The 18188-nt window shown below is 41.8% G+C and carries 17 protein-coding genes; 1 reads left to right on the top strand and 16 read right to left on the bottom strand.

The features are described 5' to 3' along the window. Window positions 1–8: 8 nt before the first annotated feature. The 9 genes from MK405_RS00655 to pbp2b all read right to left on the bottom strand — a co-directional run bounded on the left by MK405_RS00655 (window position 9) and on the right by pbp2b (window position 10384). On the bottom strand, window positions 9–680 hold the full coding sequence (locus tag MK405_RS00655; RefSeq protein WP_001049621.1) for a YggS family pyridoxal phosphate-dependent enzyme: 672 nt from the start codon (window positions 678–680) through the stop codon (window positions 9–11). A 3-nt stretch (window positions 681–683) separates the two neighbouring features. Beyond that, window positions 684–1940, bottom strand: a complete 1257-nt coding sequence (ftsZ, locus tag MK405_RS00650) for a cell division protein FtsZ (RefSeq protein ID WP_000144258.1) — start codon at window positions 1938–1940, stop codon at window positions 684–686. Between the two features lie 16 nt (window positions 1941–1956). Next, window positions 1957–3327 carry a cell division protein FtsA gene (ftsA, locus tag MK405_RS00645; protein ID WP_000196341.1) on the bottom strand — a complete coding sequence of 457 codons (1371 nt, stop codon included), beginning with the start codon at window positions 3325–3327 and terminating at the stop codon, window positions 1957–1959. Between the two features lie 233 nt (window positions 3328–3560). After that, window positions 3561–4265: a YwaF family protein gene (locus MK405_RS00640; RefSeq protein WP_268704022.1), complete on the bottom strand. Its 705-nt coding sequence runs from the start codon at window positions 4263–4265 to the stop codon at window positions 3561–3563. Window positions 4266–4460: 195 nt separating this feature from the next. Then, window positions 4461–5072 (bottom strand): NUDIX hydrolase N-terminal domain-containing protein, encoded by a 612-nt coding sequence (locus MK405_RS00635; protein ID WP_000994198.1) that lies wholly within the window; start codon window positions 5070–5072, stop codon window positions 4461–4463. Next, on the bottom strand, window positions 5059–6432 hold the full coding sequence (locus MK405_RS00630; protein ID WP_268704021.1) for a UDP-N-acetylmuramoyl-tripeptide--D-alanyl-D-alanine ligase: 1374 nt from the start codon (window positions 6430–6432) through the stop codon (window positions 5059–5061). Before MK405_RS00630 ends, MK405_RS00635 begins: the two co-directional genes overlap by 14 nt. Window positions 6433–6515: 83 nt before the next feature. Next, the gene (locus MK405_RS00625; RefSeq protein ID WP_084874415.1) at window positions 6516–7559 is read right to left on the bottom strand and encodes a D-alanine--D-alanine ligase; all 1044 of its coding nucleotides are present in this window, start codon (window positions 7557–7559) and stop codon (window positions 6516–6518) included. Window positions 7560–7734: 175 nt separating this feature from the next. Further along, on the bottom strand, window positions 7735–8331 hold the full coding sequence (gene recR, locus MK405_RS00620) for a recombination mediator RecR (protein ID WP_000966754.1): 597 nt from the start codon (window positions 8329–8331) through the stop codon (window positions 7735–7737). A gap of 10 nt (window positions 8332–8341) precedes the next feature. Further along, entirely contained in the window at window positions 8342–10384 is a 2043-nt protein-coding gene (gene pbp2b, locus MK405_RS00615; protein ID WP_084874417.1) for a penicillin-binding protein PBP2B, read from the bottom strand. A 256-nt stretch (window positions 10385–10640) separates the two neighbouring features. Between pbp2b and MK405_RS00610 the strand changes: the two genes are divergently transcribed. Continuing rightward, on the top strand, window positions 10641–11492 hold the full coding sequence (locus MK405_RS00610) for a MurR/RpiR family transcriptional regulator (RefSeq protein ID WP_268704020.1): 852 nt from the start codon (window positions 10641–10643) through the stop codon (window positions 11490–11492). A gap of 15 nt (window positions 11493–11507) precedes the next feature. Here the strand turns inward: MK405_RS00610 and MK405_RS00605 are convergent, their stop codons facing one another. From MK405_RS00605 to MK405_RS00575, 7 genes are all read right to left on the bottom strand, one after another. After that, window positions 11508–12392 carry an ROK family protein gene (locus tag MK405_RS00605; protein WP_268704019.1) on the bottom strand — a complete coding sequence of 295 codons (885 nt, stop codon included), beginning with the start codon at window positions 12390–12392 and terminating at the stop codon, window positions 11508–11510. Window positions 12393–12409: 17 nt separating this feature from the next. After that, the gene (locus MK405_RS00600) at window positions 12410–13327 is read right to left on the bottom strand and encodes a dihydrodipicolinate synthase family protein (RefSeq protein WP_268704018.1); all 918 of its coding nucleotides are present in this window, start codon (window positions 13325–13327) and stop codon (window positions 12410–12412) included. Window positions 13328–13499: 172 nt separating this feature from the next. After that, window positions 13500–14144 carry a YesL family protein gene (locus tag MK405_RS00595; RefSeq protein ID WP_268704017.1) on the bottom strand — a complete coding sequence of 215 codons (645 nt, stop codon included), beginning with the start codon at window positions 14142–14144 and terminating at the stop codon, window positions 13500–13502. A 20-nt stretch (window positions 14145–14164) separates the two neighbouring features. Continuing rightward, window positions 14165–14617 carry a NanQ anomerase/TabA/YiaL family protein gene (locus tag MK405_RS00590; RefSeq protein ID WP_268704016.1) on the bottom strand — a complete coding sequence of 151 codons (453 nt, stop codon included), beginning with the start codon at window positions 14615–14617 and terminating at the stop codon, window positions 14165–14167. A 273-nt stretch (window positions 14618–14890) separates the two neighbouring features. Continuing rightward, window positions 14891–15730 carry a carbohydrate ABC transporter permease gene (locus MK405_RS00585; RefSeq protein WP_084852477.1) on the bottom strand — a complete coding sequence of 280 codons (840 nt, stop codon included), beginning with the start codon at window positions 15728–15730 and terminating at the stop codon, window positions 14891–14893. Between the two features lie 15 nt (window positions 15731–15745). Continuing rightward, window positions 15746–16612 (bottom strand): carbohydrate ABC transporter permease, encoded by an 867-nt coding sequence (locus tag MK405_RS00580; protein ID WP_161800156.1) that lies wholly within the window; start codon window positions 16610–16612, stop codon window positions 15746–15748. Between the two features lie 219 nt (window positions 16613–16831). Beyond that, window positions 16832–18160, bottom strand: coding sequence for an ABC transporter substrate-binding protein (locus MK405_RS00575; RefSeq protein WP_268704015.1), 1329 nt, complete (start codon window positions 18158–18160; stop codon window positions 16832–16834). Window positions 18161–18188: the final 28 nt, after the last annotated feature.

Raw genomic sequence — 18188 nt, 5'->3', positions numbered from 1 at the left:
GCTCTCTCCTATTTAAAAAATGCTGTACCGATTCGAACAAAGGTTGAGCCGAACTGAATCGCTTCTTTAAAATCACGACTCATTCCCATGCTTAGCTCTGTCATCGGCATATTAGGGATTTGTTTTTCTCTAATTTCTGCTTGCAGAGCCTGCGTATCTTTGAAAATTTCTTTCAATTCATCACTGTCTGCCTCAAAAGGAGCCATGGTCATTAAACCAACATACTCAATCTGATCTAACTTAGCCAATTCTGGCAAAAGTTCTAGCAATTCTTCTTTTGAAAACCCATGCTTGCTTTCTTCCCCAGAAATATTAACCTGCAAGAAACACTTGATAACATGATCTGTTCTCTTTTGAATTTCCTGGGCTAATTTTAGAGAGTCTAAAGCATGAAAGTAATCCACATATGGGATTACTTCTTTTACTTTCCGTCTCTGTAGTGTTCCTATTAAATGCCAAGTGACTGGGTAATCTTTCAAGGCCTGATATTTTTCTAAAAATTTATCAACCCGATTTTCACCGATATGATGGATGCCAAGCGGAAGCAAAGCTTCCGCTGTTTGTACATCTACATATTTTGTCACTGCGATTACTGAAACAGCATCTAGATTACGGTTGGCTTTTTGACTAGCATCAGCAATTTGCTGAAAAACTAATTCAGTATTTTTTTTCAAATTCATTGATTAACGATTTTTGAAGAATGGAGGTGTATCCAATTCATCCTCATCTTGTGAAACTGGTGTTTCAAAGCGTTCAACTGGTGAAACAACGGGATCTGTTTGGCGAACAATTGACTCACGGCGCAAGTCCCAATCTCCAAAAGCAGATGCTTGGTTGGTTTCAAAGCGACGCGGACTTGATTTAGGCAATTCTGCTGTCTCTTCCAAGTCGAATTGACGGTCAAATGTGTGTGCTTGTGGAGTTTTAGTTGATGGTCGACCAACTGGTTGGTTGGTAGCAGACCCGACTACTTTTTCTAGTCGTTCTTGACGAACACCTGTCGCTACAACAGTCACACGGATTTCATCCTTCATGCTTTCGTCAATAGATGTTCCAAGCCAGATGTTTACACCTTTGCCAGCTGCTTGATTGACAATTTCTGAAGCTTCTTCTGCTTCAATCAACGTTAAATCAAGACCACCAGTAACGTTGACAATCACATCTTCGGCGCCATCGATAGTTGTTTCAAGAAGTGGAGAGTAAATTGCTTTACGAGCTGCTTCAACAACGCGCTCTTCACCACTACCAATACCGATACCCATAAGGGCATTCCCTTTGTTTGCCATTACAGTCTTCACGTCAGCAAAGTCAAGGTTAATCAATCCTGGGTTCGTGATTAAGTCAGTAATCCCTTGAACACCTTGGCGAAGAACGTTATCTGCTTCACTAAGAGCTTCAAGAAGCGGTGTTTTCTTGTCAACAATTTCAAGTAAGTTATTGTTAGAGATAATCAACAAAGTATCAACATGCTCGCGAAGTTCATTGATTCCTTCTACAGCGTACTGACCACGTTTGCTTCCTTCAAATCCGAAAGGACGTGTCACGACACCAACTGTAAGAGCACCAAGATCTTTAGCGATACGTGCAATAACAGGGGCAGCACCTGTACCAGATCCACCACCCATACCAGCAGTGATGAAGACCATGTCTGCACCGCTGATTGCTTCCGTCAAAGCTTCTTCGCTTTCTTCTGCAGCTTTACGTCCAACTTCTGGACGACCTCCAGCACCCAAACCACGAGTCAATTTGGGACCAAGTTGGATAACGGTTTCTGCTTTCGTACTGCTAAGTGCTTGTACATCAGTGTTGGCTGCGATAAATTCTACACCAGCAACACCTTCGTCAACCATGCGGTTGATGGCGTTACCACCACCACCACCGACACCAATTACCTTAATAACTGCGCCTTGAGCTGCTGCTGTATCAAATGAAAATGTCATAATTTCTTATCCTCTTTTATTCATCAAACATGCTTCCGATTAAACCACGGAAACGTTCTGTTAGCTTCGGTTTACTTTGAGAACTTGCTTGGAATTCTTCCTTGGGAGCAACTGGAGTTTCCTGTACAGTTTCAACTGGAGTTGTCTGTGTTGGGCTTGGTTGCGCCACAGGATTCAAACGTTGATTTGGAATGCCAAAGTTGATTGGTTTTTGACGAAGGAATTCATCTCCTTTAACTGCTTTTTGAGCAAGAAGATTGACTTCAGTCAATTTACCAGCAAACTCAGATAAACTAATCACGTGAGCAAATGCAGGGTTGCGAATTCCAACTTGATTTGGAACATAGAGTTTTACTCGAACACCAAATACTTCTTGGGCTAATTCAACAACGCCCGGCAAAATTGCATTTCCACCGATAAGGACGATACCTCCTGGCAAATCCAACAAGTGTCTTCTTTCCAACTCTTGTTTGATTTGGTCAAAGATATGTTTGATACGTGCTGAAATAATTTCTGCCAAGTAGCTTTCTGTCACTTCAACAGGTTCTACTTCGCCAATTACTTCAACTTGGAAAGTTTCATTACTTGCAAGTGGAACGTAAGCTTCACCATAGTTCAGTTTCAAACTTTCTGCAATCTTTTGAGATGTTTTCAAGACTTTAGAAATGTCTTTTGTAACGTAATCTCCACCTTCTTGGTAGATGTTGGTGAATTGCAATTCTTGGTTGCGGATAGTCGCTACAGTAGTCTGACCTCCACCCATGTCAATGACAGTCGCACCAAATTCACGTTCGCCTTCATTGAGAACGGAGTTCACAATCGCCAAAGGTGAAATAATCACATTATCAACCTGGATACCTACACGTTCGACCGTCTTGCGAAGATTGTGTAGAATCGTACGAGGACCTGTGTAAAGCAGACCACGCATTTCCAAACGGACACCCATCATACCACGAGGGTCACGGATTCCTTGGAAACCATCCACGATGAACTCTTCAGGAATGAAGGTAATCACTTCACGATCAGGAGTCATGCTCTTTGTCAAAGCTGATTTAACAACATCTTCAACATCCTGATCTGTGATTTCTTTTGTATCTGATGTTACAGGAATCATTCCTTGTGTTGGTTCGACCTGCAGAAGATTTGCTGGAAGACCAACGTTGACAGACTTGATAGAAATGCCTGCTTTCTCTTCTGCCTGTGTGATTGCGGATTTGATTGCCGAAGCAGCCGCTTCAATATCAACAATAATTCCGTCTTTTACACCTTTACTTTTGGCATTACTAACACCAATTACATTTACTTCGCCATCTCTATGCTCAGCAACTAACACCTTAATGGAGCTAGTTCCGATATCTAAGCCTGTAAAAAAACCATCTCTAGTCATTACATCGCATCCTCTCTATCTTCCAAGTTTCTCACTTCTATTTAATAACTATGTTTGGGCATAGCTATTCAAAAAATATTATAACACAAAAAAACTAATCATGCTTAGTTTTTCGTAAATTTCCTGCATGTTTTTTGAGAAAATATTAGAAAATTTTTCTTCTGGAAAAAGTTTTTGATGTTCTTGTCAACAATTCGATAATATTTATAACCCATCAAAAAAAGAAGGTCTTTTTAGACCTTCTCTTGAATAAATTCTTCCGATTTTTGCTGTAAAAAAATCTCTAGCAATTTTGCTGTTACGCAAATTGCTATCACGATAACGCTCGAAACAATAAGGTAATTCAAAAGTTGTCCGTGATTTCCAACAAGTGGCGGTCTCGTTAAGAAACCATAATCCCCACTGACAACTAAATTAACAACCCATATCAAAGCGTTCAAGGTGAAGGTAATCACCGCTACATTTTTGAAGTTGAGCACGGAAGCTTCATAATTCTTAAACAAGTATAGGAGCGCATTCCCCAAAAGTGCCACGTGCCCGATGATAAAGGACAGGATGGTCACATGCGGAAACGGATAAGGGTCAAAGAGTGGGTATGCCAGAGCAACGGTTGCTCCAAAAGTTCCTAGAAGGGCAAAGTATTGCTTGTACTTGGAAGTTCCTGGTATCAATAGCATAACAAACATGGCGATACGGCAATGATAGAAGGGCAAACTTTCTGATAAGGGCATTTGATTCCCCCAATACCAGCTATACAGAACAATCAGTTGAAGAGACTGAAGGATCTGAATAAAACGCTGGTAAGCCACTTTATCACGAAAACGATAAGAAGCATAGAAAGTAAGAGCCAGTAAACATAACAAACCAATGTACCAGTGGAGTTCAAACTGGGGCGGTTCTGATATCTGTGTGGTAAATAATTTATCCCACAAATTCATATTCTATTCCTCGTTCATCTAGCTAGAGGCAGTAAAAAATTCACTTTCCCCAGCTTTTAAATTTTTTGAAAAACTTGATTCCATGCCATGCATAGAATACTTGCGTCTTAAATTCGCAACCTATTATATCATTTGTATTGCAGAAATGCACCTTGCAGATACCCTTTTTTGATTTGTCGACTTCTCTAGCATAAACTAATCAACATATTGGTATCTTTGTCCTTTATAAACCTGCCAAAGAATCTCCATTTGCTCCTTGGTGATGCGTTTTTCAGATAAGACTGGCAATTGGTCAATAGCAAAAAATTGAAGCTCAGCAATTTCTTGATTCTCTTGAAATTGTCCATCAAGAAGCTTACATTCAAAGACAAACTTTGCATATTGTTTGCTCTGTAGTTGGAAACGATTGGTATCAAAAACTGCAAGTAACCTTTCAGCTTTTGCTGTAAAGCCGGTTTCTTCTTCAATTTCTTTAAGAATATTTTCGGTTGGAGAATAGCCGACTTCACCAAAACCACCTGGCAAAGCCCAACTATCCTCCCCTTTTCCTCTAACTAAACAGACTTTTTCATCCTCAACAATCCAAGCACGGACATCCATCAGAGGAGTTGCATAAGCGGAAGTCGGTTTCATGACTTCTGCCACTTCTTCTTCATCGAGGTCTGATACCTGATTCAACATTTCAGATAACAGACTTCGCAAGTCTTCGTAGCGCTCACGGTCAAACGGATCTTTTGTAAAGGTTAATCCAGTATCCGTAATGGCTAGCATTCTTTGCAGATACTTGGCAAAATCACTTGCATTCATTTTCTAAACTTTCTACCAACTTGGCTAGATTCATGGAGTTAGAGCCTTTGAGCAAAATTTGGTCATTGGCACCGAGGCTTTCCTTGACTTGCTTGACAAGGTCTTCAAATTGGTCCTCGTCAGCTGTTTTCTTGAAGTAGAAAACGTGACCGATTGGGAACATTTGACTAGCAAGTTGGCTTAATTCGGCAATGTCTTCTCCATAGAAAATAACGGTATCCAGCACATCTGGCGATAGGCTCAAAATCATCTGGTTATGGAGCTGAACAGACTGATCGCCGAGTTCCTTCATGTCCGCTAAGACAGCGATTTTCTTGCCCCCTTCATTAGCTGGAATGGCAGAGAATGTCTCCAAAATCAACTTCATAGCAGTTGGATTGGCATTGTATACGTCAGACAGAATATCTGCTCCATTGGCTGCCTTCTTCCACTCAGTACGATTGCGGGTCAATTCTAGGTTCTGGAAGGCCTGACGAATTTGCTCCTCTGAAACTCCTTCTTGTAGGGCAACATAAGATGCAATCATAGCATTGGTGGCATTGTACTTACCTGTCACTGGCAAATCGAGGGCTTGTTCCAAGAAATTGGCCTTAAAGGTCAGACTATCCTTGCGTTCGACCAAGTCTGTGATTTCCAGCTCTGCTCCTTGCCCAAAACGGACCACTTTTTTATCTGTAGGCAAGTAGTCCTCTACAATCGGGTCAGCTGGTGCCAAAAGCAAAGAACCTGGTGCCATACCATCAGCAATTTGCATTTTTCCTTTAGCAATCTCCGAACGGTCTTTGAAAAAGGCCAAATGAGCCTCTCCAACCAAGGTCACAATGGCTGTCTTAGGATGAGCCAATTCAGACAAGAGATGGATATCTCCTAGGTGATCCTGTCCCATTTCCAAGACCAACTTTTCAGTATCATCTGGCATATGAAGAACTGTGTAAGGAAGACCAATTTCGTTATTGTAATTGCCCTGAGTTTTGTAGGTCTTGTAGGTTGTTGATAGCAAGTGCGCCAACATATCCTTGGTCGTTGTTTTACCATTTGAACCCGTGACCGCAAAGACATCAACCGCTGTTTTTTCAAGATAGTAGGCTGCGAGAGTTTGAAAGGCAGACAACACATCGTCTACTAGAATGTAGGGATGATTTGCAACCTCTTTCTCAGACAGGGTTACTGTTGCACCATTTTCAAAAGCTGTCTCGATAAAATCATGGCCATCACGCGCACCTTTGAGGGGCACAAATAAGTCCCCTGCAGCAATCAAACGACTGTCAAACTCAGCTTTTTCTAACTGAGTATCCGCAAAAAGACTAACATCATTTTTAGCTCCAATAGCTTGGGCGACTTCATGTATTGTTAATTTCATTTCTACTCCTTTAAAAAGGGTTGAAGTCCGAGAACTCTAATCACCTACAGTGAAGGTTCGGGCTTCTACCCCTTCTTTCATTTTTATAGCAAATGCGCTTCGTGCTTGTTAAAGCTCTCCTTAGCAAGGTCAACCAAACGCTCAATTAGTTCTGGGTAGCTGATTCCCATATTGTCCCAAAGTAGTGGGTACATAGACCACTGGGTAAAACCTGGCATGGTATTAAGCTCATTTAGGAAAATCTCGCCCTTATCCGTATAGAAGAAATCACAACGAGACAGACCGAGACCACCGATCGCACGGAAGGCAGTTTCTGCATTTTGACGCATGACAGCTACCACATCATCACTGATCCTAGCCGGGATATCCATGGTAATCTTGTTATCGATATATTTGGCATCATAATCATAGAAGGCAACATCCTTGACAACTTCTCCTGGCAAAGTGCTCTTGACATCGTAGTTCCCCAAGAGACCAACCTCGATTTCACGCGCATTCACACCTTGCTCTACCAAGACACGGCTGTCATATTGGAAGGCAAGTTCCAAAGCTTGGCGGAGTTCTTCTTGGTTTTCAGACTTAGAAATACCGACACTTGACCCCATGTTTGATGGTTTTGTGAAGACTGGATAAGTCAATTTTTCTTCAACTTCAGCGATTTTAGCAGTCACATCATCACCTTCGACGACGGCCACATAAGGAACTTGGGCAATTCCGACAGATTCTAGAACTCGCTTGGTCGTAATTTTATCCATGGCAAGACTAGATGACAAGATATTGCAACCTACGTAAGGCATTTTTAAAACTTCCAAGAATCCTTGAACAGAGCCATCCTCTCCCATTGGGCCATGAAGAACTGGAAAGACCACTGCACCTTCTTCGTAGATGGCACTTGGTGCAACTTTCTTATTCCAATCAATCGTTTCATTGGTCATGAGACGATCCTCTTGACCTGGAGTCTGGCTAAATTCCTGAGTCTTGATAAAGTCACCTGACTGGCTGATAAAGAAAGTCTTGACTGTGAAACGGTCGTAGTTGACCGCACGCATGACACTTTCAGCTGACAATACAGACACCTCACGTTCTGCACTGCGTCCGCCGTATAAAAGAATAATCGTTTGTTTCATATTGCTTGTCCTAATTCTAATAGAATACTCGTTCTTTAGTATATCATATTTACTTTTTTTTTAAAACTTGAAGCTAACACTGATCTTCAAAAAACATAAAAAGAGACCGATAAAAACAAAGTCGGCCTCCTTGATTTTTTGTATAGATGAATGGAGTTAGTAAATTGGTCTACACTTACAACTCTGTCCGATTTTCAATGGCTCGTAAGAGTGTGACCTCATCCGCATACTCGATATCTGCTCCCACGGCTAGTCCTCGTGCTAGACGAGTGACTTTGATACCAGCTGGTTTGAGCAAACGAGAGAGATACATAGATGTCGCTTCTCCATCTGCTGTCGCATTGGTTGCCACGATCACCTCTGAAACCTCACTATCCATGAGACGGGTCATGAGGCTCTTGAGATTGATATCGTCTGGGCTGATGCCATTCATCGGAGAAATGAGTCCATGCAAGACATGATAGAGTCCGTGGTATTCTTGGATGTTTTCCATAGCAGCCACATCGCGACTATCCTCTAGCACCAAGATCGTTGTCTGGTCTCGAGTCGGATCTGTGCAGATAGAGCAGGGATCATCATCGGTCAAGCGACCACAAATGGAACAATAGGTCAATTCCCGCTTGGCAGATAGGAGATTTTTTGCAAATTCATTGACATCGTCATCAGACATTCCAATGGTATAGAAGGCGAGACGAGTAGCCGTTTTGATCCCGATACCTGGAAGCTTCGAATAGCTATCAATTAACTTGGCAATAGGTGTTGGATACAGCATAAGTTCCTTTCTAATTCATTGGATGTTGTTGGTTATAAAGATTGATGATATCACGCGCAATTGAAGGTCCGACACCATTTGTTAGGTTGGTGTTATGAGGAAAGACGACTGCGACCGCGATTTGAGGATTATCGGACGGAGCATAAGCAACTGCGTTGGTATTATTGGCCTTTTGGCCGCCATTAACATAACTTTCGGCCGTCCCCGTTTTCCCGCTTATGGAAACGGCTGCGCCATTTGAAAAGGCACGACCAGTTGTCAGAGCGCTCGTTCCATGCGAAACTTGATAGAAACCTTGGTGCAAGAGGGCCATATCCGCTTCTGAGATATTGATCTTGTTCAATTCCTTAGTGGCTGTTTCTTGAACTAGATTACCTAAGCCACCTTGTTCATTGTTTCCATAAACTCCCTCAACGATGTGAGGAGCCAATCGTACGCCATTGTTTGCAATGGTTGCGACATACTGGGCTAACTGCATAGGTGTGTAGTTATCAAACTGGCCAAAGGCGTTATTAATATAGTTGGCTAAATCAAATTCTTTTGGTGTAAATCCTGTAGATTCATCTGGGAGGTCAATCTCCGTTGAAGCTCCGAGTCCATATTCCCCAAAAGTTGATCGCAATTTGCCCATTGCAGTCTCTAACTGATCAGTTGCGACTATCATATTTGGCTGGTAGGACTGTCCCATGATCCCTAGCGCAGTCTGAACCATGTAGGTATTAGAAGAGTACTCCAAAGCTTCAACTGCTGTGATAGGGAAGGAGCCATAGGATAAGGTATACCATGAATTGATCGGAGCCGAACCTTGGAAAACAATCGGCTGATCTGTCAAGGTTTGATTGCCTGACAAGACCCCATTTTCCCAACCAGAGCTAAGGGTTGCCGCCTTAACGACAGACCCCGGTACAAAGACATTGGTTATCGTTCCAAGCGAATCTGAACTTAATTCACCGGATTCGACATCATGCTTGACACCTGACATAGCTAGAACTGCACCGGTTTTAGGATTGAGGGCTACAGCGTAGACTCCTTCAGAGTATTTGGCTCCACCGTTACCCAACTCCGAGTTGAAGTAGCTCTTGAGTAGATCATCCACACCATTCTGGAAAGCTAGGTCAACCGTTAACTTGATATTGTTTCCTTTGCTTCCTTCTTCGATATTTTCCACACTTTCCATATTTCCGTGTTTGTCGAGGTGGATTTCCTTGACGGAGCGTTTGCCTTGGAGAACATCTTCATATTGCTTTTCAAGATAGGAAGTTCCCACTCGGTCATTGAGAGAATACCCTTTTTTGAGATAAGAGTCCACTTCCTCTGCTGGAAGACCCGATTTTTCACTTGATACACTACCTACAATTGAAGACAAAGAAGTGTCTAGGACTTTTCTATCCCATGAGGTTGAAATACTGATACCTGGTAATTCCTTGGACGCTGATGCAACGAGAGCAACTTGGGTATCATCTAAGGCATCCGTAGAAATGGTTCCTGTCGCAAAATTTTCAACGGCATTGAGCTGACTAAAGAGATAGATTTCCTTTTTCTGGTCATCTGTATAATTGAGTTGACTCGCGTCAATACTTTCAACCGCATTATTGTAGAGAGTCGCTTCAGATAAGCGGTTCCCATCTGAATCTAGGCGTTTATCACTTGGCAAGGATTCGACTGTTTTTTTGTAAACGTCCTGGTCCGCCAAGTAGTAGTCTGCAATCTGACGGTCTGTCAAATTAGGGGAGGTTACATTCACATATGTGAGAAGTTTCTTGGCTGTCTCCTTCAATTCTGCTGCCGTCATTTTATTGTTTCGGGTGAAAGAAACAACTTGCTTGACAGTGTTTTCTACCAAGGGTTTCCCTGCTGCATCATAGATTTGCCCACGAGCTGAACTGGTTGTTACCCTTGTCTGGCTGGCTGAAGCCAATTTTGTTTCATAGAAATCTTTATTGAGCACCTGCATATATAACAATCGACCAATAATGGCCATAAACAACAGGATAACAATGGCAAACAGTAAATTAAGCCGAATAGGAATCGAATGACTATTGAATTTTCTCATACAACTAAGACTCTTTTCTAGAAAAATTTCCAATTTTCACCTTTATTTACATATAAAATAATAGAGCAAACAGGTGAAGCTCAGTACTTTTCATTGTACCATATTTTACGGAGAAAGACTTGGAAAAGTCAAAGCATTTTTTGACTTTCAACTGAAAATGCCTTTTTATTTGGTTATCCTAACTTCTATGATATAATGATAGTAATAGTTAGGAAAGCGTTAACCTTTAAGACTTTGACTCATAAAAAGGAGCCTCATGAACAAGCCAGACATCGCAACCATAATCGACCTCCATTTTGAAGAATTAACCGAGCTTGAGCAAGAAATCGCTCGCTATTTTTTACAACCTGAAACGATCCAAGATGATCTTTCTTCTCAGCAAGTTACCCAGAAATTACATATCTCCCAAGCAGCGCTGACCCGCTTTGCTAAAAAGTGTGGTTTTACAGGTTACAGAGAATTTGTCTTTCAATACCAGCATCAGGCGAGTAAACAGGACACTCATTCGCACAAACATAGTCCTTTGACCAAACGTGTTTTGCGAAGCTACAGTATCATGCGAGAACAAACACAGGATTTGATTGACGAAGAACAACTGGAACGAGTCGCCCATTTAATCGAAGATGCTGAGCGTGTCTACTTCTTTGGAACAGGCAGTTCCGGTCTTGTCGCTCGTGAAATGAAATTGCGTTTCATGCGTCTGGGTGTGGTCTGTGAAGCCTTAACCGATCAGGACGGCTTTGCATGGACGACCAGCATCATGGATGAAAATTGTCTCGTACTCGGTTTCTCACTTTCTGGTACAACTCCTTCTATTTTAGACAGTCTATTAGACGCAAAAGAGATGGGGGCCAAGACCATCCTCTTTACCAGCGCTCCAAACAAAAATAGTCAGGCCTATACAGAGACCGTTCTTGTTGCTAGCCACAGCCAGCCTTCCTACATTCAACGGATATCCGCTCAACTACCCATGCTCTTCCTTATAGATTTGGTTTATGCCTACTTTTTGGAAATCAATCGTGAAAGCAAGGAGAAAATCTTTAATAGCTATTGGGAAAATAAAAAACTCAATGGCTATCGTAGACAAAAACGCGTTAGAAAATCCTAGTTTGGTTGAACCAAACTAGGATTGTTTTGTTTTGAAATGATAATAAGCTCCCAACATACCTGCTGTGTTTTGGTGATGGGCAAATTCTAATCGTGTTTTTTCGGCTAGACTTGGTACTAAGGCATCTTTTAAGGCTGTGCGGATCTTCGGTTTGAGGATAGCCTCTTGCCCCATAATACCGCCACCGAGAATGACTACTTCTGGATTGGCAACATAGCAAATATTTGCCAGACCTTTTCCTAGATAGTCTACCATACGGTCAATACCAGCCATACATATTTTGTTTCCTTCGGTAGCTTCCTTAAAGATGCGTCGGCCATTCCACTGATCAACTGAATCTCCATGAGCTGTTGCTACATACTCAACCAAGGCTGTCGTAGAAGCAAGATCCTGAAAAGCTCCATCCTGCATGTGCATGTAACCGACTTCGCAAGCTGAGTTGCTAAATCCATGGAAGACTTTCCCATCCATAATCAAGCAACCACCGATACCTGTTCCAATAGTCAAGCAAAGTGTGACACTCGCTCCCTTACCTGAACCAGATACTGCCTCAGCCAGACCTGCACAGTTGACATCATTTTCAATTTCACAAGGAATCCCAAAACTCGTCTCGATTTCCTTCTTGAACTGGGTTCCTGCATAGTTGGGAATCTGAGGACCAGCGTAGAAAATTTCACCCTTATCAGGATCCACCATTCCTGCTGAAGAAATGGCAACACCTGCTACTGGGCCTTTTTCTAAATAGCTGGCTACGATATCTTTTGTCTTTTGTAAGATATGGGGTCCACCCTTATGCGCCTCAGTTGGCATTTCATGCGATTCAACAAGTTGACCTTCTTGGTCAATCAAACCATATTTGATGTTGGTTCCACCGATATCAATTGCAACGTAGTGTGTCATAAATACCTCCTTATGGATTAGAGGAAGCGCTCCTTGGTTTCACGAATCAATTGCGCTGCTGCTTCTACAACTGGTCGATCTTCTTCAGTCACTGGTGTCAATGGTGAACGAACTGAACCAATGTTCAAACCTTCATTGATTTTCAATACTTCTTTGATGACACCGTACATATTTCCATGTGCAGAAGTGAGTTTGCCAATGATTGCATTGATAGCGTATTGCAATTCACGCGCTGTTTCCAAATCTTTCTCTGCAATCAACTGATTGAGTTTCAAGAAGAGTTCTGGCATCGCGCCATAAGTACCACCAATACCAGCTTTGGCACCCATGAGGCGACCACCTAGTAACTGTTCATCTGGGCCATTGAATACGATGTGGTCTTCTCCACCAAGGCTGACAAAGGTTTGGATATCTTGAACTGGCATAGAAGAGTTCTTAACACCGATAACACGAGGATTCTTCAACATTTCAGTGTAAAGGCTTGGAGTCAAAGCAACACCTGCCAATTGAGGAATGTTATAAATCACGTAGTCTGTGTTTGGTGCTGCAGCACTGATATCGTTCCAGTATTTGGCAACTGAGTATTCTGGCAAACGGAAGTAAATCGGCGGAATCGTTGCAATGGCATCTACTCCCAAGCTTTCTGCGTGTCGAGCAAGTTCCATACTATCTTTGGTATTGTTGCAAGCTACGTGAGCGATGATAGTCAATTTCCCTTTGGCAACTGCCATGACTTCTTCCAAAATCAATTTGCGGTCTGCCACACTTTGGTAGATACATTCACCAGAAGAGCCGTTGACATAGAGACCTTGAACTCCCTTATCAATGAAGTATTGAACCAAGGCACGCGTACGCTCTGGACTGACTTCTCCTTGATCATCATAACATGCGTAGAAGGCTGGAATGACACCTTCGTATTTTTTCAAATCTGACATAGATTTTCTCCTAAGATTTCTTTTTTTTCTGCTGAGAGCAGTTCTATTTTTTACAAGTTTAGTATACACCTTGTGAAAATCGCTTTCAATATCTTGTATACACTTAGATTTTAGTTTCTACTTGTATTTTAGAAACTGTAACGATTGAAAGTAGTTTCAGAAACGAGCCATCCTACTGGTATTTGGCGAAGATTTTCTCCATCAATCCTGCTTGGAGAAAGACCAGCAAACCAAAACCAAAGAGGATAAAGGCCGATCCACCCAAAAGGAGAGTGAAGGCGGATAGATAAAGAACCATCACTATGAGAAAGAGAATGGCTAACATGAGGAAGAACCATGGAAAGTTAAAACTTGCCAAGATAAGCCCTTTTTGCAACACTTCTTTCCAAGACAAATCATAGCGCGCAGCAATGGGATAACTAGCCAACATCACGAGAGTGAGGAAGATGAGAATCCCCAAACAAATAGCTTTCACAATCTGGAAAGGCAAAGCAGTCTGTCCCCAGAAGAGATAGAGATCTAGAAGGCTTAATGACACAATGCCTAACTCCAGCAAACCTAACTGGAAACCCAGTTTCAGATTTTGCTTGAAGGCTCTTAGATAAGTTCTAAAGACTGGTACCCGTCTGCTTCTCTTAATCTCAAACATGGTTTCATAGAGGCTGATTTTCGCCACTCCAATCGTCACAATGGGCAAACAAGAGACGACAAAAAGAAGATTGACTGTGACGATATCCAAGACCTTCTCACTGAAACGCATGAGAAAATTATCTGTATCAAATGCTGCCTTGATAGGGCTTACTCCTTTTTGTGCCATGTTTGCTCCTCCTGATTCTTTTAATCAATCAAAATTTTAAAGAGATATTTGCGAACCTTTTCTTCCATACCCGCGTAGCCATTTGGCTGGTGTGGTTCTCCGGGGAAGAAAATCGCAAAATTGTGATAGCCCAGCAAGAGTGGGTATTTTTCATGACAATGGACAAAACCAATGTCACTCGCTTCTTCGAATGCTACTGCTTCATCTTTGATACGTGAACCGTAGCTCGAATATTCATGTCCTTCTACCAGCAAATGCAAGTCTGCATAGTTCTTATGATGCTCAAATTGATCATTTTCAGCTTGATTGAGGACATTTTCCTGAACAACTAGAAAGACCTTGTCCCCGTCAATCTCATACTTACCGAGTTCGAAAGAATCTTTACGGTGCTGATAGAGATAGTCGATAACCTTGTCAAGATTGGGATGGATTCCCTTGTAAAAGGCGATGTTTTTCAAATCGTCAAAAATCATTCTGTTTCCTTCGTTTCTAATAGTTAACTAAAATCATAAATTAAGTTGATAAGTGTCTGACAAAACTTCACGAAGTAACTGCATACTCTCCATTTTGTAGACACTTATGAAACTATATTTCTCTTAGTCTATAACATATTCTTCTGAATTTTGATAGACAGTTTTTCCTATACTCAATGAAAATCGAAGAACAAACTAGGAAGCTAGCCGCAGGCAATACTTAAGTATGGCAAGGTGATGCTGACGTAGTTTGAATTCGATTTTCGCAGAGTATTATCCTTTAACAGCTCCCATAGTAATACCCTGAGTGAAGGATTTTTGGAAGACAAGGAAGACTGTTACGATTGGCACTGCTGCAAGAGCTGCACCCGCCATGATCAAACCGTAGTTGGTTGCCATTTCGGCCTGCATGGTCGCAACCCCGAGTGAGATGGTCAAGTTTTGACGTGAAGTCAACATAACCAACTGCATGAAGTAGTCGTTCCAAGTATTGATGAAGGTAAAGATTGCAAGGGCTGCAAATCCTGGTTTCACAATAGGGAAGGCTACGCTCCAGAAGGTACGAATTTCACCACAACCGTCGATTTTAGCTGATTCAAGCAATTCTGTCGGGATATTTTCACTGAATTGTTTCATAAGGAAGACCCCGAATGGCCATCCGATCAAAGGCAAGATAACTGCCCAGAGAGTATCATGAATTCCCATGAAGTTGACGATACGTACCAATGGGACAAGAACAACTTGTTTTGGAAGAGCCATGGCAGCGATAAAGATTGCAAAGAGGATGCGTTGACCATAGAAACGTTTTTTAGCCAAGACATAGCCTGCTAGAGAAGAGGTTGCACAGACTAGGAACATGGTTACTAGCGAGATAAATACAGAGTTCCACATCCACTGCATAGCAGGGTTTTGCACCATGAGTTGTTGGAAGTTTTCCATGGTTGGCATTTTAGGGAACCACTGTGGCGGAATCATAATGGTATCAGGCTGTGATTTGAAGGCCCCTGTCAAGATCCAGTAGAATGGAAAGATGAACAGTACGGTCAACAAGAGCAAGATAATCGTTGAAATAACAGTGAAAGCTGTTAAGGGTTTCTTTTGTGTAGGTTGCATAACTGTCTCCTTTCTTTAGTATTCTACGTCGTTTCCGAGGATCTTGAATTGAGCAAAGCTGACAATGGCAATCATCACTGCCAAGAAGACACCGATGGTATTTGCATAGCCGTATTCTGTCAATTGGAAGGCTTTTTCGTAAAGGTAGTACATCAAGGTACTTGTTGAATAGTTTGGACCACCAGAAGTCAAGAGCTGAATCAAAGCGAAACATTGGAATGAGTTGATGGTTGTGATGATCGCGATGTAAAGAGTTGTTGGAAGAAGGCTAGGCCATTTGATCTTCCAGAAGACTTGAAATTCAGTCGCACCGTCAACACGCGCTGCTTCAACAAGTGAGTTGTCAATATTCCCCATAGCAGCGATATAAAGGATAATCGGTTGACCAACAGATGTTGTCAAAAGGATAATCATAATCGCTAGCAAGGCCCAGTTTTTGTCACCCAACCAAGAAATATTTTGGCTGATGATGTGGCTTGACTTAAGGACAAAGTTTAGAATCCCTGATAGGGGGTCATAGATCCATTTCCATACAACCGTTACGGCAACACTACCTGTAACTACAGGCAGGAAGAAGACGAAACGATAGAAAGAACGGGCAATGGCATTTTGATGATAGGTTTGAGATGCTACAAAGAGCGAGAAGAGAACCACAATCGGAACAGATCCAATAACCAGGATAACGGTATTGATTAAAGACTTCATAAAGACAGGGTCTTTAAACATGCGAATGTAGTTGTCCAAGCCCACAAACTCAAATTTAGTCATGGAGTAGTTAAAGAAACTTGTAATGAATCCCATAATCATAGGAGCCAAGACAAAGATGACAAAGAAGAATAACACTGGTGCTAGGAAAGCGTAGGAAATCACTGTTTCCCGCATACGAATTTTATTGACTTTCACAGTCGGCACCTCTCTTTCAAATAGAATAGTTTTTGATTTTCTTGAACTGTTTTAAAACCAAAATGAAATTTTTTAAGATTCGCTTATGTAAGAACTTCATTTTAATTTCGTGACAGTTCCTACCATTTCAAACAAAAGTCCCCCTTTTCTTACACCGTGGTGCTCAGGGAAAAGGGGGGAATCAATCTGACTTAGTGCTTATTGTTTTGTAGCTTTTTTGATGGTTTCGTTAGCTTTTTCAGTGAAGGCTTTCAAAGCATCCGCTGGTTTTTCATCACCATTTGATACAGATTGCAACATTGGGAACCAAAGAGTTCTCATTTCAGCAAATCCATCGATAGTGTTGTAGTATGGTGAGTAGTATTTAGTCCAGCTGCTGATTGTTTCCATACGTTTGTCATCATAAAGTTTGCCAAATGATGTACGAACTGGGAAGGCACCTGTACGAACTACGTCTTTAGGACCCCATTCTTTGTCATCTGCGATGAATTGAACGAATTTCTTAGCAGCTGCGACTTTCTTATCGTCTTTGTTATTAAATACTGCAAATCCGTTTACAAGGTATTCAAGAGATGGTTTACCAGAGTCTGATGGGAATGGTACTTCTACCACGTCTACCTTACTTGCTTCCAAGAGTTTCGCTTGAATACCGTTTTGAGCTGGTGCCCAAAGGATTGTATATGAAGTTTGACCGTTGGCAAAGTTTTGGATGTCTGCTCCACCATCAAATTGTGAACCGTTGTTCAACAAACCGTCTTTAATCCAGCTAGCAGCTTTTTCAAGACCTTTGACGAATTTAGGATCGTCTGTTGTATATTTGGTTACGTCTTTATCTGTTACAGAACCGCCATAAAGGTTTGCAACGAAGGCACGTGTTCCTTGGTCTCCCCCTTGACCAGAACTGAACAATGAACCTGGTGTATAGCCTTTATCTTTAAGCGCTTTCAAAACTTTTTCAAAGTCATCAGTTGTCCAACCTTCTTTTACAAGGTTTGCAACTCCAGCATCTTCCAACATTTTCTTGTTCATAGCCATGTAGAATGGAGCTGAACTGATTGGATACATGTAAGCTTTGTCTCCAGCCTTACTTGCTTGTACGATGTTTTCGTTGTTGACATCTTTGACGAATTCGTCTGTGAAGAGGTCGTTCAACTCAGCCAATTTACCATTTTTACCGTATTGGATGATACGCCCTGGTGCGTCAAAGAGTACGTCTGGCGCTGTCCCTGCTTCGATGGCTGTTGTGATCTTTTCAGGACCTGACTTGAAGTCGATGGTTTCCAATTTCACTTTTACATCTGGATTTGCTTTTTCAAACGCTTCGATGATTGATTTTTCATAAGTTCCAACACCGTCACCCGTTTTTTCTTGTGTGAAGACTGGGAATGCCCACCAAGTGATTTCTGTTTTTCCGCTATCGCTACCAGAATTTCCAGCATCTTTACTTCCACCAGAGTTACCACAAGCAGCAAGGCCAATAATCGCAGCACCCGCAAGTACTGTACAAGCTAGTTTTCTAAATTTCATTTGTATTCTCCTAATTGATAAGCGTATC

It is taken from the genome of Streptococcus oralis (assembly GCF_026782345.1).
GTDB lineage: Bacteria > Bacillota > Bacilli > Lactobacillales > Streptococcaceae > Streptococcus > Streptococcus oralis_CK.
The sequence above is the reverse complement of the archived record's forward strand: the minus strand, read 5'-3'. Positions and strand labels throughout refer to the sequence as shown.

What these genes read in the sequence shown, in the direction of transcription:
- MK405_RS00655 (WP_001049621.1), bottom strand. Translation starts at nt 680, where the DNA reads ATGAATTTGAAAAAAAATACTGAATTAGTTTTTCAGCAAATTGCTGAT.
- ftsZ (WP_000144258.1), bottom strand. Translation starts at nt 1,940, where the DNA reads ATGACATTTTCATTTGATACAGCAGCAGCTCAAGGCGCAGTTATTAAG.
- ftsA (WP_000196341.1), bottom strand. Translation starts at nt 3,327, where the DNA reads ATGACTAGAGATGGTTTTTTTACAGGCTTAGATATCGGAACTAGCTCC.
- MK405_RS00640 (WP_268704022.1), bottom strand. Translation starts at nt 4,265, where the DNA reads ATGAATTTGTGGGATAAATTATTTACCACACAGATATCAGAACCGCCC.
- MK405_RS00635 (WP_000994198.1), bottom strand. Translation starts at nt 5,072, where the DNA reads ATGAATGCAAGTGATTTTGCCAAGTATCTGCAAAGAATGCTAGCCATT.
- MK405_RS00630 (WP_268704021.1), bottom strand. Translation starts at nt 6,432, where the DNA reads ATGAAATTAACAATACATGAAGTCGCCCAAGCTATTGGAGCTAAAAAT.
- MK405_RS00625 (WP_084874415.1), bottom strand. Translation starts at nt 7,559, where the DNA reads ATGAAACAAACGATTATTCTTTTATACGGCGGACGCAGTGCAGAACGT.
- recR (WP_000966754.1), bottom strand. Translation starts at nt 8,331, where the DNA reads ATGCTGTATCCAACACCTATTGCCAAGTTAATTGATAGCTATTCGAAG.
- pbp2b (WP_084874417.1), bottom strand. Translation starts at nt 10,384, where the DNA reads ATGAGAAAATTCAATAGTCATTCGATTCCTATTCGGCTTAATTTACTG.
- MK405_RS00610 (WP_268704020.1), top strand. Translation starts at nt 10,641, where the DNA reads ATGAACAAGCCAGACATCGCAACCATAATCGACCTCCATTTTGAAGAA.
- MK405_RS00605 (WP_268704019.1), bottom strand. Translation starts at nt 12,392, where the DNA reads ATGACACACTACGTTGCAATTGATATCGGTGGAACCAACATCAAATAT.
- MK405_RS00600 (WP_268704018.1), bottom strand. Translation starts at nt 13,327, where the DNA reads ATGTCAGATTTGAAAAAATACGAAGGTGTCATTCCAGCCTTCTACGCA.
- MK405_RS00595 (WP_268704017.1), bottom strand. Translation starts at nt 14,144, where the DNA reads ATGGCACAAAAAGGAGTAAGCCCTATCAAGGCAGCATTTGATACAGAT.
- MK405_RS00590 (WP_268704016.1), bottom strand. Translation starts at nt 14,617, where the DNA reads ATGATTTTTGACGATTTGAAAAACATCGCCTTTTACAAGGGAATCCAT.
- MK405_RS00585 (WP_084852477.1), bottom strand. Translation starts at nt 15,730, where the DNA reads ATGCAACCTACACAAAAGAAACCCTTAACAGCTTTCACTGTTATTTCA.
- MK405_RS00580 (WP_161800156.1), bottom strand. Translation starts at nt 16,612, where the DNA reads ATGCGGGAAACAGTGATTTCCTACGCTTTCCTAGCACCAGTGTTATTC.
- MK405_RS00575 (WP_268704015.1), bottom strand. Translation starts at nt 18,160, where the DNA reads ATGAAATTTAGAAAACTAGCTTGTACAGTACTTGCGGGTGCTGCGATT.